Source organism: Streptomyces sp. PA03-5A (assembly GCF_033792725.1).
In the GTDB taxonomy this organism is placed as follows: Bacteria; Actinomycetota; Actinomycetes; order Streptomycetales; family Streptomycetaceae; genus Actinacidiphila.
Map to the genome: position 1 here is coordinate 276,450 of NZ_JARAVL010000003.1, position 18,566 is coordinate 295,015.

Annotated in this window: 16 protein-coding genes; 10 read left to right on the forward strand and 6 right to left on the reverse strand. The window is 72.7% G+C overall.

Annotation, left to right across the window (positions count from 1 at the left end):
- The first annotated feature begins 31 nt into the window (after positions 1-31).
- Together PV410_RS05645 and PV410_RS05650 are read left to right on the forward strand one after the other, a co-directional pair.
- Positions 32-1,711, forward strand: a complete 1,680-nt coding sequence (locus PV410_RS05645) for a hypothetical protein (RefSeq protein WP_500322704.1) — start codon at positions 32-34, stop codon at positions 1,709-1,711.
- On the forward strand, positions 1,701-3,353 hold the full coding sequence (locus tag PV410_RS05650; RefSeq protein ID WP_500322705.1) for a carboxypeptidase-like regulatory domain-containing protein: 1,653 nt from the start codon (positions 1,701-1,703) through the stop codon (positions 3,351-3,353). Before PV410_RS05645 ends, PV410_RS05650 begins: the two co-directional genes overlap by 11 nt.
- Before the next feature lie 48 nt (positions 3,354-3,401).
- Here PV410_RS05650 and PV410_RS05655 read toward each other — a convergent pair whose 3' ends face one another.
- The 3 genes from PV410_RS05655 to leuE all read right to left on the reverse strand — a co-directional run bounded on the left by PV410_RS05655 (position 3,402) and on the right by leuE (position 6,614).
- The gene (locus tag PV410_RS05655; protein ID WP_500322706.1) at positions 3,402-4,400 is read right to left on the reverse strand and encodes a cation diffusion facilitator family transporter; all 999 of its coding nucleotides are present in this window, start codon (positions 4,398-4,400) and stop codon (positions 3,402-3,404) included.
- A 28-nt stretch (positions 4,401-4,428) separates the two neighbouring features.
- Positions 4,429-5,880 (reverse strand): glutamate decarboxylase, encoded by a 1,452-nt coding sequence (gene gad / locus PV410_RS05660; protein WP_500322707.1) that lies wholly within the window; start codon positions 5,878-5,880, stop codon positions 4,429-4,431.
- 74 nt (positions 5,881-5,954) lie between these two features.
- Positions 5,955-6,614, reverse strand: a complete 660-nt coding sequence (leuE, locus tag PV410_RS05665; RefSeq protein WP_500322708.1) for a leucine efflux protein LeuE — start codon at positions 6,612-6,614, stop codon at positions 5,955-5,957.
- A gap of 54 nt (positions 6,615-6,668) precedes the next feature.
- Here leuE and PV410_RS05670 point away from each other — a divergent pair, with 54 nt between their 5' ends.
- Positions 6,669-7,442 carry a MerR family transcriptional regulator gene (locus PV410_RS05670; protein WP_500322710.1) on the forward strand — a complete coding sequence of 258 codons (774 nt, stop codon included), beginning with the start codon at positions 6,669-6,671 and terminating at the stop codon, positions 7,440-7,442.
- On the opposite strand, the gene PV410_RS05675 is transcribed toward PV410_RS05670, so the two are convergent.
- Together PV410_RS05675 and PV410_RS05680 are read right to left on the reverse strand one after the other, a co-directional pair.
- Positions 7,423-7,794 (reverse strand): YbjQ family protein, encoded by a 372-nt coding sequence (locus PV410_RS05675; RefSeq protein WP_500322711.1) that lies wholly within the window; start codon positions 7,792-7,794, stop codon positions 7,423-7,425. The two genes, PV410_RS05670 and PV410_RS05675, sit on opposite strands and share 20 nt — an antisense overlap.
- 38 nt (positions 7,795-7,832) lie before the next feature.
- A complete protein-coding gene (locus PV410_RS05680) occupies positions 7,833-9,182 on the reverse strand; it encodes an ABC transporter ATP-binding protein (RefSeq protein ID WP_500322712.1) in 1,350 nt (449 codons plus the stop codon).
- A gap of 139 nt (positions 9,183-9,321) precedes the next feature.
- Here PV410_RS05680 and PV410_RS05685 point away from each other — a divergent pair, with 139 nt between their 5' ends.
- The 3 genes from PV410_RS05685 (at position 9,322) to PV410_RS05695 (ending at position 13,353) form a co-directional block, all read left to right on the forward strand.
- Positions 9,322-10,056: a DedA family protein gene (locus tag PV410_RS05685; protein ID WP_500322713.1), complete on the forward strand. Its 735-nt coding sequence runs from the start codon at positions 9,322-9,324 to the stop codon at positions 10,054-10,056.
- A 113-nt stretch (positions 10,057-10,169) separates the two neighbouring features.
- Positions 10,170-11,783, forward strand: coding sequence for a threonine/serine exporter family protein (locus tag PV410_RS05690; RefSeq protein WP_500322714.1), 1,614 nt, complete (start codon positions 10,170-10,172; stop codon positions 11,781-11,783).
- A gap of 163 nt (positions 11,784-11,946) precedes the next feature.
- Positions 11,947-13,353 (forward strand): wax ester/triacylglycerol synthase family O-acyltransferase, encoded by a 1,407-nt coding sequence (locus PV410_RS05695; RefSeq protein ID WP_500322715.1) that lies wholly within the window; start codon positions 11,947-11,949, stop codon positions 13,351-13,353.
- A gap of 76 nt (positions 13,354-13,429) precedes the next feature.
- Here PV410_RS05695 and PV410_RS05700 read toward each other — a convergent pair whose 3' ends face one another.
- Entirely contained in the window at positions 13,430-13,924 is a 495-nt protein-coding gene (locus PV410_RS05700) for an inorganic diphosphatase (RefSeq protein WP_431948302.1), read from the reverse strand.
- A 142-nt stretch (positions 13,925-14,066) separates the two neighbouring features.
- Between PV410_RS05700 and dacB the strand changes: the two genes are divergently transcribed.
- The 4 genes from dacB (at position 14,067) to hpt (ending at position 18,553) form a co-directional block, all read left to right on the forward strand.
- Complete coding sequence (gene dacB / locus PV410_RS05705; protein WP_500322716.1) at positions 14,067-15,473, forward strand: D-alanyl-D-alanine carboxypeptidase/D-alanyl-D-alanine endopeptidase; 1,407 nt, start codon at positions 14,067-14,069, stop codon at positions 15,471-15,473.
- A 160-nt stretch (positions 15,474-15,633) separates the two neighbouring features.
- Complete coding sequence (locus tag PV410_RS05710; RefSeq protein ID WP_500322717.1) at positions 15,634-16,812, forward strand: zinc-dependent metalloprotease; 1,179 nt, start codon at positions 15,634-15,636, stop codon at positions 16,810-16,812.
- Between the two features lie 178 nt (positions 16,813-16,990).
- Complete coding sequence (gene tilS, locus PV410_RS05715; RefSeq protein ID WP_500322718.1) at positions 16,991-17,977, forward strand: tRNA lysidine(34) synthetase TilS; 987 nt, start codon at positions 16,991-16,993, stop codon at positions 17,975-17,977.
- Between the two features lie 36 nt (positions 17,978-18,013).
- Positions 18,014-18,553: a phosphoribosyltransferase gene (gene hpt, locus PV410_RS05720; RefSeq protein WP_499516875.1), complete on the forward strand. Its 540-nt coding sequence runs from the start codon at positions 18,014-18,016 to the stop codon at positions 18,551-18,553.
- The last annotated feature ends 13 nt before the right edge of the window (positions 18,554-18,566 follow it).

Consider the following 18,566-nt stretch of genomic DNA (forward strand, 5'->3'; position numbering starts at 1 on the left):
GCGCCGCTTTCTGACCTGTGGGGGGTCCTGCATGCGCATACCGCGCGCACATCGGGCTGCCGTCCTCCGAAGTGCATCCGTTCTCCTTCTCACCACCGGCCTCGCGGCCGGACCGCTGACCGTCTGGCCCGCCTTCGCCGACGACGTGACGGTCAGCGGTCTGACCACCGGCGACGACGGCACCCTGGCCGTGGGCCTGGCCGACGGCCAGGCGCTGTGGGTCAAGGTGAGCGTCCGGGCCTCCGCGGCCGCGGACGCGCCCGTACTGGCCTCGACCGACGACCTGTCCTTCTCGTGGCAGCGCGGCTGGTACACCGACCGGCCCGTCGGCCTGCCCGCGGGCACGGCGTTCGGCGACTACCCGGTGGACGTCGACTACCGCCTGCCCGGCGGCACCGTCCAGCACTGGAGCGGCGCCGCACACGGCGGGGCGGGGCTCTTCGGCTACCGGCTGCACACCGGGGTCGGCACGCTCGCCTACGACCGCGACCACACCGACTTCGACCACCAGTCGGCGGTGCTCACCGGCGCCGTCACGACCTTTGACCCCGCGACGGGCACGACCGGCCCGGCCGCGCCCGGCACTCCGGTGCGGGTCAACTGGACCGCCCGCGTCGGGGTCGACACCAAGCACGGCTCGGCGACGGCGACGTCCGGAGCCGACGGCACCTTCTCGGTCGGCGTGACGCCCGGCGGCGCGCTCACCGCGGGCACCGCCGTCGTCAGCGGCGGGGCCGACACCGACCCGGTGGCCCCGGCCGCCCTCCCGGAGCTGCCGGCCAAGGCGGTGCAGTACCGGATCAGCGCCGATCCGTCGGCCAAGCGGGTCCACCAGGGCAAGACCTTCACCATGCGGGGCACCGTCCAGCGGCTGACCGACGAGGGCTGGAAGCCGTTTGCCGGCGCGCCCCTGGTCACCACCCCGCAGCCCCCGGACGTGTACCGGTACACCACGCCCGGCCTGATGGGCACGGGCACCGCGGACGCCTCGGGGAACTTCTCGCTCGCGGCGACGGCGACGAGGACGACGTACCACTACACCTACGTCAAGCCGTCGGAGTACGTGTCCGGCTTCGCCTACGCCGAGCACCTGGTCAACGTGCCCACGGCCGGCTCCTACTCGGGCGTCACGATGTCGCTGGACGCCTACAAGAAGGTCACGGCCAAGGGCAAGCTGGCGGGTTCCTGCTGGAACGCGCAGGTCTCCCTGCAGTACTCCAAGAACGGCAGCACCGGCTGGAAGACCCTCAAGTCGGGCTCCGCGGGGGACTCCTCCGGCGGCAAGTGCTCCTTCTCGGTGAGCGCCTACGGCTACACGGACGGCTACTACCGCCTGTACCACGCCGAGTCGGACGGGATGCTCGCGGTGGCCTCGGCCAAGAAGCGCCTGCACCGCACGGTGACCCGGATCGTCTCCTTCGACATGACGCCCAACAGCCCGCGCGTGGGCGGTGCGCTGAAGGCCCGCGGCACGCTGCAGTACCAGTCGGGCGGCAAGTGGAAGGCGTACAAGGGCGGGAAGGTCGTCATCGTCTTCCGGCCCAAGGGCGAGAGCACCTGGTACTGGACCGTGAAGGGGAGGACAGACTCCTCGGGCCGTTTCAGCCTCAACACCAAGGCCTACGGCGACGGCACGTGGGGCGCCTACCTGGAGGCCGACTCCACGCACTTCTACAGCGAGTCGAAGACGGAGTACGTCAATGCCCGTTGAGTCCCGGCGCGCCCTCGCGCTGATCGCCTCGGTGGCCGCGCTCTCCGGCGGTCTCGCCGTCACCCCCGCCCTCGCCGACGACGCGGGCCCGGTCGGCATCGGTGTGGCCCGTACGGCCGACGCCGAGCGCGGCTCCTTCACGGTGCCGGTGTGGACGGACGTCCCCGGCGCCGCGGTCACCTCGGTCACGGCGACGGTGCGCGACGGCGACGCGGTCGTCGTGGACGCGCTGTCGCTCGCCGGCTCCGGGGAGCGGTGGTCGGTGCCGTCCGGCGCCCCGCTGAAGCTGACCGAGGACGGCGGCGCCATGCCGCACCTGGGCCGGTACACCATCGACGTCACCGCCACCGACGACCAGGGCCACACCGTCACCCGCACGGGCGCCGGCACCCTGGACTTCACCCTCCGGCCGGTCCTCACCGGCACCGTCCTGACGCGGACGGTGCTGGACAAGGACCACCGCACGACGGCCGTCACCGGCACGCTCCTCGGCGTCCAGCCGGGCAGCGGCGACCAGGTGCCCGTCGAGGGCGCCACGGTCGACGTGACCCGCACCTACTACTCCGTCGACGGGCGGCCCGACAGCACCGGGCAGGCCGTGACCGGGGCGGACGGGTCCTTCACCTCCCAGGAGTTCCCGGTCGTCACGTGGTCCGGGCTGAGGGCGGCGCTCTCCGTGGACGACGGGCGGGTGCACGGGTCCGTCACCGCGGAGGCCGGGAGCCCGGAGATCCGGCAGACCGACGTGATCGTCACCGCCACGGCCGACCGCACCCGCGCGGTGCCCGGCCAGGCGGTGACGATCAGCGGCCACGTCAAGGACACCACGGGCGCGCCGGTCGCCGGGGTGCCGGTGGCGCTGGCGCTCAGCGGCACGGGTCAGGTCACGGTCACCACCGACGCCTCGGGCGCCTTCACCGGCAAGGTGATCGCGGCTCCCGCCACGTACGGGTCCTGGTCGGCCGGCGAGGCGGACCCCTACCTGTCCGCCTCCGTCTCCGCCGGCGGCTCGATCGTCCTCCCGGCGGACTCTGTCTTCACCGAGGCGAGCGCCAAGATCGCCGCGGACACCAAGGTCACCCTGTCCGCCCGGCTGTACGCCGCGTACGACCGGGTGACGTCCGTCTACCAGCCCCAGGTCGTCCACCTGGAGTACTCCAAGGACGGCAAGACCGGCTGGCAGGACCTCGGCACCGCGCACGCCGACAACAACGGCAGCGTGGTGACGATCACCAAGTGGGGCCACCTCGACGGCTACTACCGACTGCACCACTACGTCTCCGACCAGCTCGCCGAGAGCACCACCAAGCCGGTCCGGCTGACCCGCACCAACACCCGGATGTACTCGATCAAGGCGTCCGCGACGAAGGTGAAGAAGGGCGCCACCGTCACCTTCACCGGCACGTTGAAGGAGTACGTCTCCGGTTCCTGGCGGCCGTACAAGGGCCGGCACGTCGAGCTGTTCTTCCAGAAGAAGGGCTCGACGAAGTGGACGTACGTCGCGTCGGGCACCACGAGCTCGACGGGCAAGGCCACCGTGAAGGGCAAGCCGTCCTCCGACGGCAAGTGGCTGATCCAGTACTTCGGTGACTCCAAGCACTTCGACAGCGACGGCACCGCCGTCTACGTCGACGTGCGCTGACGCACGCGGCACCACCCACACGAGGGCGGGGGCCGGCCGGGCGACCGGTCAGCCCCCGCCCTCGCCCTTGCCCGCCTCGGAGCGCAGGGACCGCCTCAGCCGGTGCGCCGCGCGGCGGTCCTCGTCGGAGGCGTCCGTGACGTCCAGGAAGATCTGGTCCAGTTCGGGGAACTCCCCGGCCAGGGTGCGCTTGATGCGGACCGCGGCCTCCTCCACGGTCTCGCTGTCGATGCCCTCGGTCAGGTCCACCCGGGCGGCCAGCAGCACCGAGTCGACCCCGAGGCGCATCGTCAGCAGCGCGGTGACCGTGTCGATCTCCGGCTGCAGGGTCAGCAGTTCGTGCGCCCGGTGCCGCAGCCGGGGGTCGGCGGCCTCGCCGATGAGGGTGTCCCGGCAGTCCTTGCCGAGCCGGTAGGCGACGTATATCAGCAGGGCGGCGATCGCCAGGGACGCGTACGCCTCCCAGGTGCGGTCGCCGGTGGTCCAGTGCAGCACCACGCCGGCGAGCGCCAGCAGCACGCCGAGCACCGCGGCGCTGTCCTCGCCGAGCACGGTGCGCAGGGTGGGGTCGTCACCCTCGCGCAGTTCGGTGCGGAAGGGGCGGCCGTGCTCGCGGGCCCCGCCGCGCACCTGCAGCAGCGCCCTGAGCAGCGAGGATCCCTCGGCGAGCAGGGAGACGACCAGGACGGCCACGGCGGTCAGGAAGGCCTGCGTGGTGTGCGGCTCGCGCTCGTGGAACGCGGACACGCCCTGGTAGAAGGAGAAGCAGCCGCCCATCACGAAGATCCCCACGGCGGCGAGCAGCGACCAGAACCAGCGCTCCTTCCCGTAGCCGAAGGGGTGCCGCGCGTCGGGCCTGCGCCGGCTGCGGCGCAGCGCGGCCAGCAGGAAGACCTCGTTGAGGGTGTCGGCCACCGAGTGCGCGGCCTCCGACAGCAGCGCAGGCGAGGTGGTGAGCAGCCCGCCGACCGCCTTCGCCACGGCGATCACCAGGTTCGCGGCGAGGGCGATGAAGACGGTGCCCTTGGTCTGTTCGTCCTTCCCCATGGGGAGCGTGTGCCCCGCCACGCGGCGCTCAGTGGTGGAAGGCGGTGGGTGCCTCGCCGGGCGGGTGGAGCGGGCGCTCCTGTTCGCGCAGTTGGGGGAGGTAGCGCTTGAGGTCGGCGAGGAAGAGGTCGGCGAGGTCCTCGGAGAAGCCGTTGCGGACCACGATGCGCAGCACCGCCAGGTCCTCGCGGTCGGCCGGATAGGTGTAGGCGGGCACCAGCCAGCCGCGCTCGCGCATCCGCCGGGAGACGTCGAAGACGTCGTAGGCGGTGACGTGGTCGGCGGTGGTGAAGGCGAAGACCGGCAACTGGTCGCCTCGGGTGATCAGCCGGAAGTCCCCGCACTCCTCGATCCGCGAGGCGAGGTAGACGGCCACGTCGCGGGCGGTCTGCTGGACGGTGCGGAAGCCGTCCCGGCCCAGGCGCAGGAAGGTGTAGTACTGGGCGACCACCTGCGCGCCCGGCCGGGAGAAGTTCAGGGCGAAGGTCGGCATGTCGCCGCCGAGGTAGTTGACCCGGAAGACCAGCTCCTCGGGCAGGGCGTCGCTGTCCCGCCACAGCGCCCAGCCGACGCCGGGGTAGACCAGCCCGTACTTGTGGCCGGAGGTGTTGATCGAGGCCACCCGGGGCAGCCGGAAGTCCCAGACCAGGTCCTCGTCGAGGAAGGGCGCGATCATGCCCCCGGAGGCGCCGTCGACGTGGACGGGGACGTCCAGCCCGGTCCGCTCCTGGAAGGCGTCGAGCGCGGCGCAGATCTCGGCCACGGGCTCGTAGGAGCCGTCGAAGGTCGAGCCGAGGACGGCCACCACCCCGATGGTGTTCTCGTCGCACATCGCGACGGCGGCGTCCGCGTCCAGGTGCAGCCGGTCGCCCTCCATCGGCATCAGGCGCGGCTCGACCTCCCAGAAGTTGCAGAACTTCTCCCAGCAGACCTGCACGTTGGCTCCCATGACCAGGTTCGGGCGGCCGGTGCCCGGGTGGCGGTCGCCGCCGCGCCTGGTCAGGCGGCGTGCGAGGGACGCGCGGGCGCCGTCGCCGGTACGCCTCATCCAGCGGCGCTTGAGGGCCATCCCGGCGAGCATGCAGGCCTCGGAGGAGCCGGTGGTGGAGCAGCCGACGGCGCTCTCCGGATCGGGGGCGTGCCACAGGTCGGCGAGCATCGACACGCAGCGCCGCTCCAGTTCGGCGGTGCGCGGGTACTCGTCCTTGTCGATCATGTTCTTGTCGAGGCACTCGCCCATCAGCACTCCGGCCTCGGGCTCCATCCACGTGGTGACGAAGGTGGCGAGGTTGAGCCGGGCGTTGCCGTCGAGCATCAGCTCGTCGTGGACGAGCTGGTACGCCGTGCCGGGCGCCATCGGGCCGTCGGGCAGCCGGTGCTTGGGCGGCGCAGCACGCATCCCGGCGACCGGGTCGGCCCCGGCGTAGAAGGGGTTCACGGCGAGCTTCGGCAGGCCCTCGGCACCTTTGTGCAGCGACATACCGTCACGATACGTGTGAAAACGGTCACCGGCAGGTCGGCGGCGACCGGCGACCGGTCCCGGCCGGGGGCCGCTCAGCCCGCCGAGGACATCGACAGCTTCGCCGCGAAGCCCAGGAAGAGCGCCGCGGCGCCCGAGGTCAGTCCCGCCGCCAGGCGCCTGCGACGGCGGAACTGGGCGGCCAGGTAGGTGCCGCCGAAGATCAGCAGCGTCAGGTAGCAGAAGCTGAAGACCTGCGCGATGGCGCCCAGCGCGAGGAAGGACAGCGCGGGGTGGGCGTAGCCGGGGTCCACGAACTGCACGAAGAAGGAGATGAAGAACAGGATCGCCTTGGGGTTGAGCAGGCTGATCACCAGCGCCCGCCGGAACGGCCGCTCGGCGTCCGCCACCTCCTCGGCCGCGGTCGTCACCGGCACCGGCTCGGTGCCCCGGGAGCGCCACATGCCCCAGGCGGCCCGCGCCATGCCGACGGCGATCCACGCCAGGTAGCCGGCGCCCGCGTACTTCACGATGCCGAACAGCACGGCGTTGGCCTGGAGCAGCCCGGCCACGCCCGCCGCCGACGCGGTCATCAGCACGGTGTCGCCGAGGAAGACGCCCAGGGCCGCGCGGTACGCCGTCCGGACGCCGCGGCGCGCCGCGACGGACAGGGTGTACAGCGAGTTCGGCCCCGGCAGCAGCACGATCAGTACGGTGCCCAGCACGTACGTCGACAGGTCGGTGATTCCCAGCATGCGCACCAATATGGCACTTGCACCTCACGTGGCGTGAGGCCGGAGGGTGTGGTCATGAACACGAGCACGGGCTACCCGGTCGGGCAGGTGGCGGGTTTCGCCGGCGTGACCGTCCGCACGCTGCACCACTACGACGAGATCGGACTGCTCTCACCCAGCGCCCGCAGCCACGCGGGCCACCGGCGCTACAGCGACGCCGACCTCGACCGGCTGCAGCAGATCCTCTTCTACCGGGAGCTCGGCTTCCCCCTGGACCAGGTGGCGGTCCTCCTCGACGACCCTGCCGCGGACCCGCGGGAGCACCTGCGGCGCCAGCACGAGCTGCTGACCGCGCGGATCGGGAAGCTGACGGAGATGGCCGACGCCGTCCAACGAGCCATGGAGGCACGCACGATGGGCATCAACCTCACGCCCGAGGAGAAGTTCGAGGTCTTCGGGGACTACGACCCCGACCGGCACGCCGAGGAGACCCGGGAGCGCTGGGGCGACACCGAGGCGTACGAGCAGTCGCAGCGCCGCGCCGCCTCCTACACCAAGGAGGACTGGCTGCGGATCAAGGCCGAACAGGAGGACTGGGGCGCCCGGCTGGTCGCGCTGCGCGGGTCCGGCGCCCCGGCGGACGGCGAGGCGGCGATGGACCTGGCCGAGGAGCACCGGCAGTTCATCGTGGACCACTACTACGACTGCACGTACGAGATCCACACCGGTCTCGCCGAGATGTACCTGGCGGACCCGCGCTTCAACGCCTTCTACGAGGCGATCGCGCCGGGCACCGCGCAGTACGTCCACGACGCGATCGTCGCCAACGCTAGGCGGGCGCGGGGCTGATCACCGCCGCCGTGCCGTAGGCGCACACCTCGGTGCCGGCGTCGGCGGCCTCGCCGACGTCGAAGCGCATCGCCAGCACCGCGTTGGCGCCGCGCGACTGCGCCTGTTCCACCAGCCGCTCCATCGCCTCGGTGCGGGTCTGGGCCAGGGTCCTGGTGAGTCCCTTCAGCTCGCCGCCGATCAGGGACTTCAGGCCCGCGCCGATCTGGCTGCCCAGGTGGCGGGAGCGCACGGTGAGGCCGAACACCTCACCGATCACCCGTTCCACCCGGTAGCCCGGCACGTCGTTCGTGGTGACCACCAGGACGGCGGACCGGGGCGACTGTCCGCCGCCGTACTCGTCGATACCCATACGGGCATCGTCGCCCCTGTGCGCCGTCCCGCGCAGTCTCAGTACTCCAGGTGCGGTGCCCGGTCCGGGGCCGGGCAGATCCGGTGGCCCGCGTGGTCGAAGACGTACAGGTGCGCGAGGTCGACCAGCAGCGGCACGTGCTGGCCGGCACGGAGCCGCAGGTCGGGCCCGGTGCGCACGACCAGGTCGCCGCCCCCGCCGGCGGGCCGCTCGGTCTCCGGCCGCTGCCCCGGCGGGTCCAGTACGGCCGTCTGGCCCTGGCCGGAGACCCGAGCGGCGGCCTTCTGCACCAGCCGGCCCAGGCCTGCCGCGCCGCCCTGCCGGGACGCCGCCCGGGAGCGCTGCCGCCCGGTGCCCGGACGGGCGGACTCCAGTTCGGGCACGACGGCCGCGCGGGCGCCGGTGCCGAGGTGTACCAGCGATTCGTGGCCCTGGTACTCCACGTGCTCCACGACACCGCTCAGCACCACCTCGCCCGGCCGCGCGCTGCTCGGCCGGTCGATGCGCACGGCCTCCGAGCGCAGACCGACGATGACCGGCCGGCCCTGCTGGATGCGGAGCATCTGGTGGTCCCGGCTCAGCGGCTGGGGGAGGACGAGCCGCTGCCGTCCGAGGTCGATCCACATCCCGCCGTCCAGCGGTGCCACCACGGTCGCCTCCATGAGGTTGATCCGCGGGGTGCCGATGAAGGCGGCCACGAAGACGTTCTGCGGCAGGTGGTACGCCGCACGCGGGGTGCCCACCTGCTGCAGCACGCCGTTGCGCATGATCGCCACGCGGTCGCCCAGGGACATCGCCTCGGCCTGGTCGTGGGTGACGTACACGGTCGTCACGCCCATGCCGCGGGTCAGCCGGGCGATCTCGGCGCGCAGGTGCGAGCGGAGCTTGGCGTCCAGGTTGGACAGCGGCTCGTCCATCAGGAAGACGGACGGGCGCCGCGAGATGGCCCGGCCCATCGCGACCCGCTGCCGCTCGCCGCCGGACAGCTGGCCCGGGTAGCGGTCGAGGATGTCCTCGATGCCCAGGGTCCGCGCGGTCTCCGCGACCCGGGGCCCGGTGTCCTGCCCGGGCATCTCGAAGCGCAGCGGGAAGCCGATGTTCTCCCGGCTGGTCATGCTCGGGTAGAGGGCGAAGTTCTGGAAGACCATGGCCATCCTCCGGTCTCCCGGTGCCAGGTCGTTGGCGTACTCGCCGTCCAGCAGCAGCTCGCCGGAGGTGATGTCCTCCAGGCCGGCGATCATGCGCAGCACCGTGGACTTGCCGCAGCCCGAGGGGCCGAGCAGCACCAGGAACTCGCCGGGGGCGATGTCCAGGGAGAAGCGGTCCACGGCGCGCACGCCGCGGCCGTAGGTCTTCGAGACGTCGTGCAGGGAGATGGCGCGAGTCATGTGGGTTCCGCCGGATCATGATGATTCAGGAGTGACGGGCGACTTGCGGTGTTGCACGGTAAAACGCTTGGGAGGACCGTAGCCGAGCGTTCGCGGGCTGGGAACGGTTCGGTCGCGACCACGTTGATACTTTTGGCGCGTGACGACTCTCGCCCTGGGCCCGCAATGGCTCGACCCCGATTACCTCATCTCGTCAGCGGGCCTGATCGGCCTGCTGGCGATCGTCTTCGCCGAGTCGGGTCTGCTCATCGGCTTCTTCCTGCCAGGTGACTCCCTGCTCTTCACCGGCGGCCTGCTGGTCGCGGGCGGCAAGCTCGACTATCCGATCTGGCTGGTCTGCGTGCTGGTCGTGCTCGCCGCGGTCGCCGGCGACCAGGTGGGCTACCTCTTCGGCCGCAAGGTCGGGCCCTCGCTCTTCCGGCGCCCTGACTCCAGGCTCTTCAAGCAGGAGAACGTCGAGAAGGCCCACGAGTTCTTCGAACGGCACGGCGCCAAGTCGATCGTGCTCGCCCGCTTCGTGCCGATCGTGCGCACCTTCACCCCGATCATCGCCGGCGTCAGCCGCATGAACTACCGCGTCTTCGTGACGTACAACATCGTCGGCGGCCTGCTGTGGGGCGCCGGCGTGACCCTGCTCGGCTACTGGCTGGGCCAGATCGCGTTCGTCCACGAGCACATCGAGCTGATCCTGGTCGGCATCGTGCTGCTCTCGGTCGTCCCGATCGCGATCGAGTTCCTGCGCGCCCGCGCGGCCTCCCGCAAGGCCGGCCCCGGGCCGCTGCCCGGCGCACCCGAGTACGCGGACGAGGACGAGGCCGGCCAGCCCCCGCTCCAGCGGGGCTCCGGCGGGCGGCACCGCGCGAACCGCCGTTAGCGGACGGAGGGAGTGGGCAGTCGTCCCGCTGTGCCAGAGGGGAGGGTGACCGCACCCTCCCCTCTGGCGCACCCCGGCACCGTCCAGTGATCACGCGTCGAAAGGAGGATCCCGTGGCGCACCCCAAGGAGCCCGACGAGCCCGAGCAGCCGGTCGGCGGCTCGGAGTTCACCCCGCCGCTGGGCGTGGAACTGCCCAGGCCCGAACCGCAGGGTTCCGCCTTCGCCCGCCCCGGGACGCGGACCTCATCGCAGCTGTCCCACCCGGCCTTCACGCCCCCCGAGGGCATCCCGGTCGTCAGCCTCTCCAAGGAGACCCCCTGGCCCGACCGGATGCGCACGATGCTGCGCATGCCCGTCGGCGAGCGCCCCGCTCCCGAGCAGCCCGCCCGGCGGCCGGAGGCGGAGGGCGGCCCACCGGTCCCGCGCGTGCTCGACCTCACGCTGCGCATCGGTGAGCTGCTGCTCGCCGGCGGCGAAGGCGCGGAGGACGTCGAGGCCGCGATGCTCGGCGTCGCCCACGCCTACGGGCTCGGACGGGTCGAGCCGACCGTGACGTTCACCCTGCTGGGCATCTCGTACCAGCCCTCGCTCGTGGACGCGCCGGTCACCGCCAACCGCACGGTGCGCCGCCGGGCCACCGACTACACCCGTCTCGCGGCCGTCTTCCGGCTGATCAACGACGTCACCGCGGCCGACCTCAGCCTGGAGGACGCCTACCGGCGGCTCGCCGAGATCCGCCGCAACCGGCACCCGTACCCGGGCTGGCTGCTGACCGGGGCGGCCGGGCTCCTCGCCGGCGCGGCGAGCATGCTGGTCGGCGGCGGTGGTCCGCTGGTGTTCGCGATCGCCGCGCTCGGCGCGATGCTGGGCGACCGGCTGGCCTGGCTGTGCGCGGGCCGCGGGCTGCCGGAGTTCTACCAGTTCGTCGCCGCGGCGATGCCCGCCGCCGTGATGGGGGTGCTGGTCGCCCGGTTCGGCCAGCACCTGCCCGGTACGAGCACCCTGCAGGCCTCGGCGGTCATCACCGGTGGGCTCTTCGCGCTGATCCCGGGAAGGGCCCTGGTCGCGGCCGTCCAGGACGGCCTGACCGGCTTCTACATCACCGCCTCCGCGCGCCTGCTGGAGGTGATGTACCTCTTCACCGGCATCGTCGTCGGCGTGACGCTGATCCTCTACGCCGGGGTCAGCCTGGGTGCCGGACTCGACCCGGACCAGGTCTTCCGGGCCTACGAGAACCCGCCGGTGCAACTGGTCGCCGCGATGGTGCTGAGCCTGGCCTTCGCCGTGCTGCTGCAGTGCGAGCGCGGCGTGCTGGTGGTCGCCGCGCTCAACGGCGGTGTCGCCTGGACGGTCTACGCGGCGCTGCACCAGGAGAAGATCGGCATCGGCATGTCGCCGGTCGCGGCCACCGCCGTGGCCGCCGGCCTGGTGGGTCTCTTCGGCCAGGTGCTCTCCCGCTACCGGTACGCCTCCGCGCTGCCGTACGTCACGGCGGCCATCGGCCCGCTGCTGCCGGGTTCCGCGACGTACTTCGGGCTCCTCGGGCTGACCCGCGGTCACCTGGACCAGGGATTCGCCTCGCTGACGAAGGCGGCGGCGCTGGCGCTCGCCGTGGCCATCGGGGTGAACCTGGGAGGAGAGATCGCGCGGCTGTTCATCAAGCTGCCCGGCGGCGCTGACCAGGCACGACGCCGCGCGGCGGCCAAGCGGACCCGCGGTTTCTGAGCCTTCCGGGCCCCGCCGCCTCGCCGCCCGGCGATCGTACGGGCAACCTGATGTTAACTGTCCGTATCGTGGTCGTAGTTGACTGTAATCGGTTTTAGGGGTTTCACTTCACCAACTGGAGTCCGTTCCGGGGCAAAACCCGACCTTTCGGAGGCATGGAGCCTTGGCAGACGAGCACCTGAGCCCGCTGGACCTCGCCTTCTGGAACCTGGACTCGCCGGGTCACCCCATGCACCTGGGCGCCGTGGCCGTCTTCGACCGCGACCCGGAGCACCCGGTCGACGCCGACGGACTCGCCGCGCTGCTCACCGTCCGGGCCGAGGCCGTACCGCGGATGCGGCAGCGCGTGAGGGACGTCTGGTACGGCGTCGGCGGCGCCGCCTGGGCGGCCGACGAGCACTTCGACGCCCGGCACCACGTCCACGCCGTCCGCCGGGCCGACGCCCGGGCCGCCGTCGCCGAACTGATGTCCCGGCCCATGGACCGCGACCGGCCGCCGTGGGAGGTCTACGTCATCGAGGGCGCGCCCGACGTGCCCTTCTACGTCCTGGTCAAGCTGCACCACGCCCTCGCCGACGGCCTGCGCGCCGTGGAGTTCGGCGCCGCCCTGCTCGACCAGGGGGCCCGCACCACGGCGGCCGCCCCCGCCCCGGCGGGTCCGGCGCCGGTGGCTCCGCCTCCGCGGCCCGGCGCCGAGGCGGCCGTACCGGCCCAGGTACGGGGGCCCGGCATCCACCTGCCCGCGCTGCCGCTGCCCGATCCGCGGCAGGTCGTCGCCTCCCTGCCGGACCGGGTGCGCGAGGCCGGGCGCGCCCTGGGCATCGGCTCGGCCGTGCTGCGCGCCTCCCTCGACCCCGGCGGGCCCGCCGCGCTGGGCGCGGCCTGGACGCCCGGCGGCGCGGAGCGCCGCTTCGCCACCGCCTCCCTCGACGTCGACGACCTGCACCGGATCCGCAAGACCAGCGGCGGGACCGTCAACGACGTCGTCATGGCCGTCGTCGCCGGCGCGCTGCGGCGCTGGATGCAGGCCCGCGGCGACGACCCGGCGGGTCCGGGCCCGCGCGCCCTGATCCCGGTGGCGCGGCGCCGCCGCAGAGGCGTGCGCGGCGGCCGGGGCAACCGCATCTCCGGCTACCTGCTGCGGCTGCCGGTCGGTGAGCCCGACCCGCTCGCCCGGCTGCGCGACGTCCGCGCGGGCATGGACCGCAACAAGGACGCCGGACCCGACTCGGGGCCCGGTGCCGTCGCGCTGCTGGCCGACAGCGTGCCGCCGCTCGCGCACCGCTTCGCCGCGCCGCTGCTCGCCGCCTCCGCGCGACTGCTGTTCGACGTGCTGGTCACCAACGTGCCGATGCTCGACGTGCCGCTCACCCTGGACGGCTGCCGCATGACGGAGCTCTACCCGATCGCCCCGCTCGCCCGCGGGCAGTCGCTGGCGGTCGCCGTCTCCACGTACCGCCGCCGGGTCCACATCGGGCTGCTCGCGGACGCGGAGTCCCTGCCGGACGCCGAGACGCTCGCCGGGGCCCTGCACGGCGCGCTGGCCGAGCTGCTCGACGCCTGCGGGTGACGCCCCCGGACACGTGTGAGGGCGGCGCGCCCCGGCAGGGAGCGCGCCGCCCTCGTGGCCGCGGGAGCGTACGGGGTCAGTGACCGCCGTGCTCCTTCAGGCGCTTGTAGGACGCCTCGATCTCGGCCTCGGCCTCGGCGCGGCCCACCCAGTTGGCGCCCTCGACGGACTTGCCGGGCTCCAGGTCCTTGTAGACCTCGAAGAAGTGCTGGATCTCCAGGCGGTCGAACTCGGAGACGTGGTGAATGTCACGCAGGTGCTCGACCCGCGGGTCCGCGGCGGGCACGCACAGGAGCTTGTCGTCGCCGCCGGCCTCGTCCGTCATGCGGAACATGCCGATCGCGCGGCAGCGCACGAGGACACCGGGGAAGGTCGGCTCGTCGAGCAGGACCAGGGCGTCCAGCGGGTCGCCGTCCTCGCCGAGGGTGTTCTCCACGAAGCCGTAGTCGGCCGGGTAGACCGTCGAGGTGAACAGGTGCCGGTCCAGGCGGATACGACCGGTCTCGTGGTCCACCTCGTACTTGTTGCGGGAACCCTTCGGGATCTCGATCGTTACGTCGAACTCGAGCACAGCCTGTCCTCCATGATCAGCACATACTTCTGGTGATTAAGTGTCTCCCACGCTTGTGTGTGGTCGCGAAAGGGGCTGGTCCGGGGTGCCCGTCTCGAAGAACTGGCAGGTGGTGGCAGGTTCGGCTGCCGCAGGACTTGCCGTGGCGCTGACGGCTGTGGCCGCAGCAGGACCGTGGGAGTCAGGCCAGCGTACGGCCGAACGGGCGATCGCCGCCTCCCGGGACGGTCAGGGGAAGCAGGCGCGTCCCCACAAGAAGGGCGGCGGGGGCGGCCACAAGGGGGCAGTCGCCCCGGTGCCGCCCGCCCCCGAGGTGCTCACCGCCGTGTCCGGGCCGCAGGGCGCGCCGCTGCCGACCAAGGCCGGACTGGCGGGCCGGCTCGGCCCGTTGCTGCACGACCCCGCGCTCGGCGCGCTGACGACGGGCGCCGTCGTCGACGCCGTGTCGGGCCGGACCGTGTGGGGGCAGGGCACCGCCACGGCCGCCGTCCCCGCCTCCACCACGAAAGTCGCCACGGCCGTCGCGGCCCTGTCGCTGCTCGGGGCCGACCACCGGCTCACCACCTCCGTGGTCGCCGCGGGCAAGGACCGCGTCGTCCTGGTCGGCGGCGGCGACCCCACCCTGACCGCCCGCGCGAAGCCCGGCGGCGGATGGACGGCGGCTTCCCTGGGTACCCTGGCCTCCGACACCGCCCGCGCGCTGCGCGCCAAGGGCGTCCGCTCGGTGAAGCTCACGTACGACACCTCGCTCTTCACCGGCCCCGCCGTCCACCCCATCGGGCACAACGACAACATCGCGCCCGTCACCGCCCTGATGGCCGACGAGGGCCGCACCGACGGCAAGAGCTTCAAGGGCCCGGCCGCCCGCGGGTGGGACCCGGCGGCGGACGCGGCGGCGGCCTTCGCGGACCTGCTGCGCAAGCGCGGCGTCGAGATCGACGGCGCGGTGAAGGCCGGCAAGGCGCCCACGCGCACGCACGCGGCCGACCGGCTGGCGGAGGCGCGGTCCGCACCCCTGGCCGACCTCGTCGAGCGCATGCTCACCAACAGCGACAACGACATCGCCGAGGCCCTCGCCCGGCACACCGCCCTCGCCGCGGACCGCCCGGGGTCCTTCTCCGGCGGCGCCAAGGCCATCGGCTCCGCACTCCGCGAACTCGGGCTCCCGCTGGAGGGGGCCCGCTTCGTGGACGGCAGCGGGCTCAACCGCGCCGGCCACCTCACGGCGGAGCAGCTGGCGCGGATGCTGGCGCTGGCGGCCGACTCCGACCACCCGGAGCTCCGCCCCGTCCTCACCGGGCTGCCCGTGGCGGGCTTCACCGGGTCCCTGCGGGAACGCTTCACCTCCGCGGGCGGGGGCGCGGGGCTCGTCCGCGCGAAGACGGGCACGCTCACCGGGGTCAACGCGCTCGCCGGGACGGTGGTCGACGCGGACGGCCGCCTGCTCACGTTCGCCTTCCTGACCAACGGCACGACCAACCCCACGGCCGCGCAGTCCGCCCTCGACCGCCTCGCCGCCGGCCTCGCCACCTGCGGCTGCCGCACGTAGGGGGTTGTGGGACGTCGTTCCGCAAGGCATGGGGGCACCCCCAGCTACCGCTGGGGGTGCCCCCAGCCTCCGGCGAGCGGCCGACCCGCAACCCCGTTCGCCGCCCGCGCCCCCGCGAGGAACGCTCCCGGGGAGGGGGACAAGCACGTACCGTGAAGGGATGACGAGCATCGGTGGTGCGGAGATGGTCGACTGGAACCTCGCGGTCGCGACCGCGACCCGCTTCGTGCGGCCCGGACCGGACGTGAGCCGGGACGAGGCGCGCGCGGTCGTGGCGGAACTGCGGCGGCACGCAAAGGAGTCGGAGGCGCACGTCCGGGCCTTCACCAGGATGTTCGGCGATCAGGAGGACCCGGCCGACACCGGGACCCCGGTGCTGATCGTGGACCGCCCGGGGTGGATCAGGGCCAACGTCGCCGGCTTCCGCGAAGTGCTCAAGCCGCTGCTGGACAAGATGCAGGCGCGCAAGCCGGGAGGCCCCGGCGGCGCCGTGCTGGGCACCGTCGGCGGGAAGGTGACCGGCGTCGAGGTCGGGATGCTGCTGAGCTTCCTGGCCTCCCGCGTGCTGGGCCAGTACGAGACCTTCGCCCCCGCGACCCGCGACATGCCGGCCGGCCCTGCCGCGCCCGGTCCGGGCGAGCCGCGCACCGGGCGGCTCCTGCTGGTGGCCCCCAACATCGTCCACGTGGAGCGCGAACTCGACGTGGACCCGCACGACTTCCGGCTGTGGGTGTGCCTGCACGAGGAGACCCACCGCACCCAGTTCACGGCCGTGCCCTGGCTGCGGGACCACATCGAGCAGGAGATCCAGGCCTTCCTCGGCGAGACCGAGATCGACCCGTCGACGCTGATCGAGCGGCTCCGCGAGGCGTTCCAGGCCTTCTCCTCCGGCAACCGGCCCGACGCGGAGGAGGCGTCGGTCGACGCGGACGGCGACGAGGGCCGCAGCCTGATCGACCTGGTGCAGACCCCGAACCAGCGGGAGATCCTGGGGCGGCTGACCGCGGTCATGTCGCTGCTGGAGGGGCACGCCGACTACGTGATGGACGGGGTGGGCCCGGACGTCGTGCCGTCCGTGGCGGAGATCCGGGAGAAGTTCCAGCGCCGCCGGCAGAGCGGTGCCGGACGGATGGACATGGCGCTGCGCAAGCTGCTGGGGCTGGACGCCAAGCTGCGCCAGTACCGTGACGGCGAGCGTTTCGTGCGCTCCGTGGTGGACGGGGCCGGGATGGACGGCTTCAACCGGATCTGGACCTCCCCCAACACCCTGCCCACCAAGCAGGAGATCGCCAAACCCGCGGACTGGGTGGCACGGGTGCACGGGCGGAGCGAAACCTGAGTCGACCCGGGGCACAACAGGCCCCGGGGCCTCCCGGTTCACCCGTCCGAGGGACCGTGGGCGCAGGGTAAGCGTGCGATGCTCGAGTATCGCACGCTGTCTGTCACCATCTAGCTACCCTGCGTCATCTTCACCGTTCCCGACGCCTCCCCCAGCCTCTCCAGGAGGGAAACCGGACATGGGTCCCCACCCCGCGGTCGCGGCGATACGCCTGGCGGTCCGCCGCGTACTCCAGGACGTCCTGACCGACCACCCCGGCGGCAGCCCGCTCGTGCTGGCCGCCTGCAGCGGCGGAGCCGATTCGATGGCCCTCGCCACCGCCCTCGCCTTCGAAGCGCCCAAGCTCGGCATCCGGGCCGGCGGCGTCACCGTCGACCACGGTCTGCAGGACGGCTCGGCGGCCCGCGCCGTCGACGTGGCCGACCGGCTGCGCGGTCTCGGACTCGACCCGGTGGACGCCGTCGCGGTCACCGTGGGCCGCCAGGGCGGCCCGGAGGCCGCCGCCCGCGACGCCCGGTACGCGGCCCTCGACGCCGCCGCGGAACGCGTCGGCGCCGCCGCCGTGCTGCTCGGGCACACCCGGGACGACCAGGCCGAAACGGTGCTGCTGGGGCTGGCCCGCGGCTCCGGCATCCGGTCACTGTCCGGCATGCCCGCCGTCAACGGCCGTTACCGCCGTCCCTTCCTGCTGCTGGACCGTGACACGGTCCGCAAGGCCTGCCTCGCGCAGGGCATCGACGTGTGGGAGGACCCGCACAACCAGGACCCCGCCTACACCCGCTCCCGGGTCCGCCACGAGGCGCTGCCGGTGCTGGAGAAGTCCCTGGGCAAGGGCGTCGTGGAGGCGCTGGCCCGCACCGCCCAGCTCTCCCGGGACGACGCCGACGCCCTCGACCAGTGGGCGGCCCAGGCCGAGCGGACCGCCGTCGACGCCGACGGCGGGCTGGACGTCGCCCGGCTGCTGACCCTCCCCGCCGCCGTGCGCCGCCGGGTGCTGCGCCGTGCGGCCGTCGCGGCGGGCTCCCCCGCCGGTTCGCTCTTCGCCCGGCACGTCGAGGAGACCGACCGCCTGCTCACCGCGTGGCGCGGTCAGAAGCCGCTCAACCTCCCGGGCGGCGTCGTCGTCGGCCGGCGGAATGGCAGACTGTTCTTCCAGGCCCTGTAGACCGAGCCGGAAGTTGTGCGGGTGAACGAGAACGACATGGGCACCGACCTCGAGAAGGTGCTCATCTCCAAGCAAGAGATCGACGCCAAGCTGGCGGAGCTGGCTGCGCAGATCGACAAGGACTACGAGGGCAAGGACCTCCTGATCGTCGGCGTCCTCAAGGGCGCCGTCATGGTGATGGCGGACCTCGCGCGATCCCTGTCCTCCCAGGTCACCATGGACTGGATGGCGGTGTCCTCGTACGGCGCCGGGACCAAGTCCTCGGGTGTCGTGCGGATCCTCAAGGACCTGGACACCGACATCGCCGGCCGGGACGTCCTGATCGTCGAGGACATCATCGACTCCGGACTGACCCTGTCCTGGCTGATCAGCAACCTCGGCTCGCGCCGTCCGGCCTCGCTCGAGGTCTGCACGCTGCTGCGCAAGCCGGACGCCGCCAAGGTCGAGATCGATGTGAAGTACGTCGGCTTCGACATCCCCAACGAGTTCGTGGTCGGATACGGCCTGGACTTCGCGGAGAAGTACCGGAACCTGCCGTTCATCGGCACCCTTGCGCCGCACGTGTACGGCGGCTGAGGCTCCGGGAACC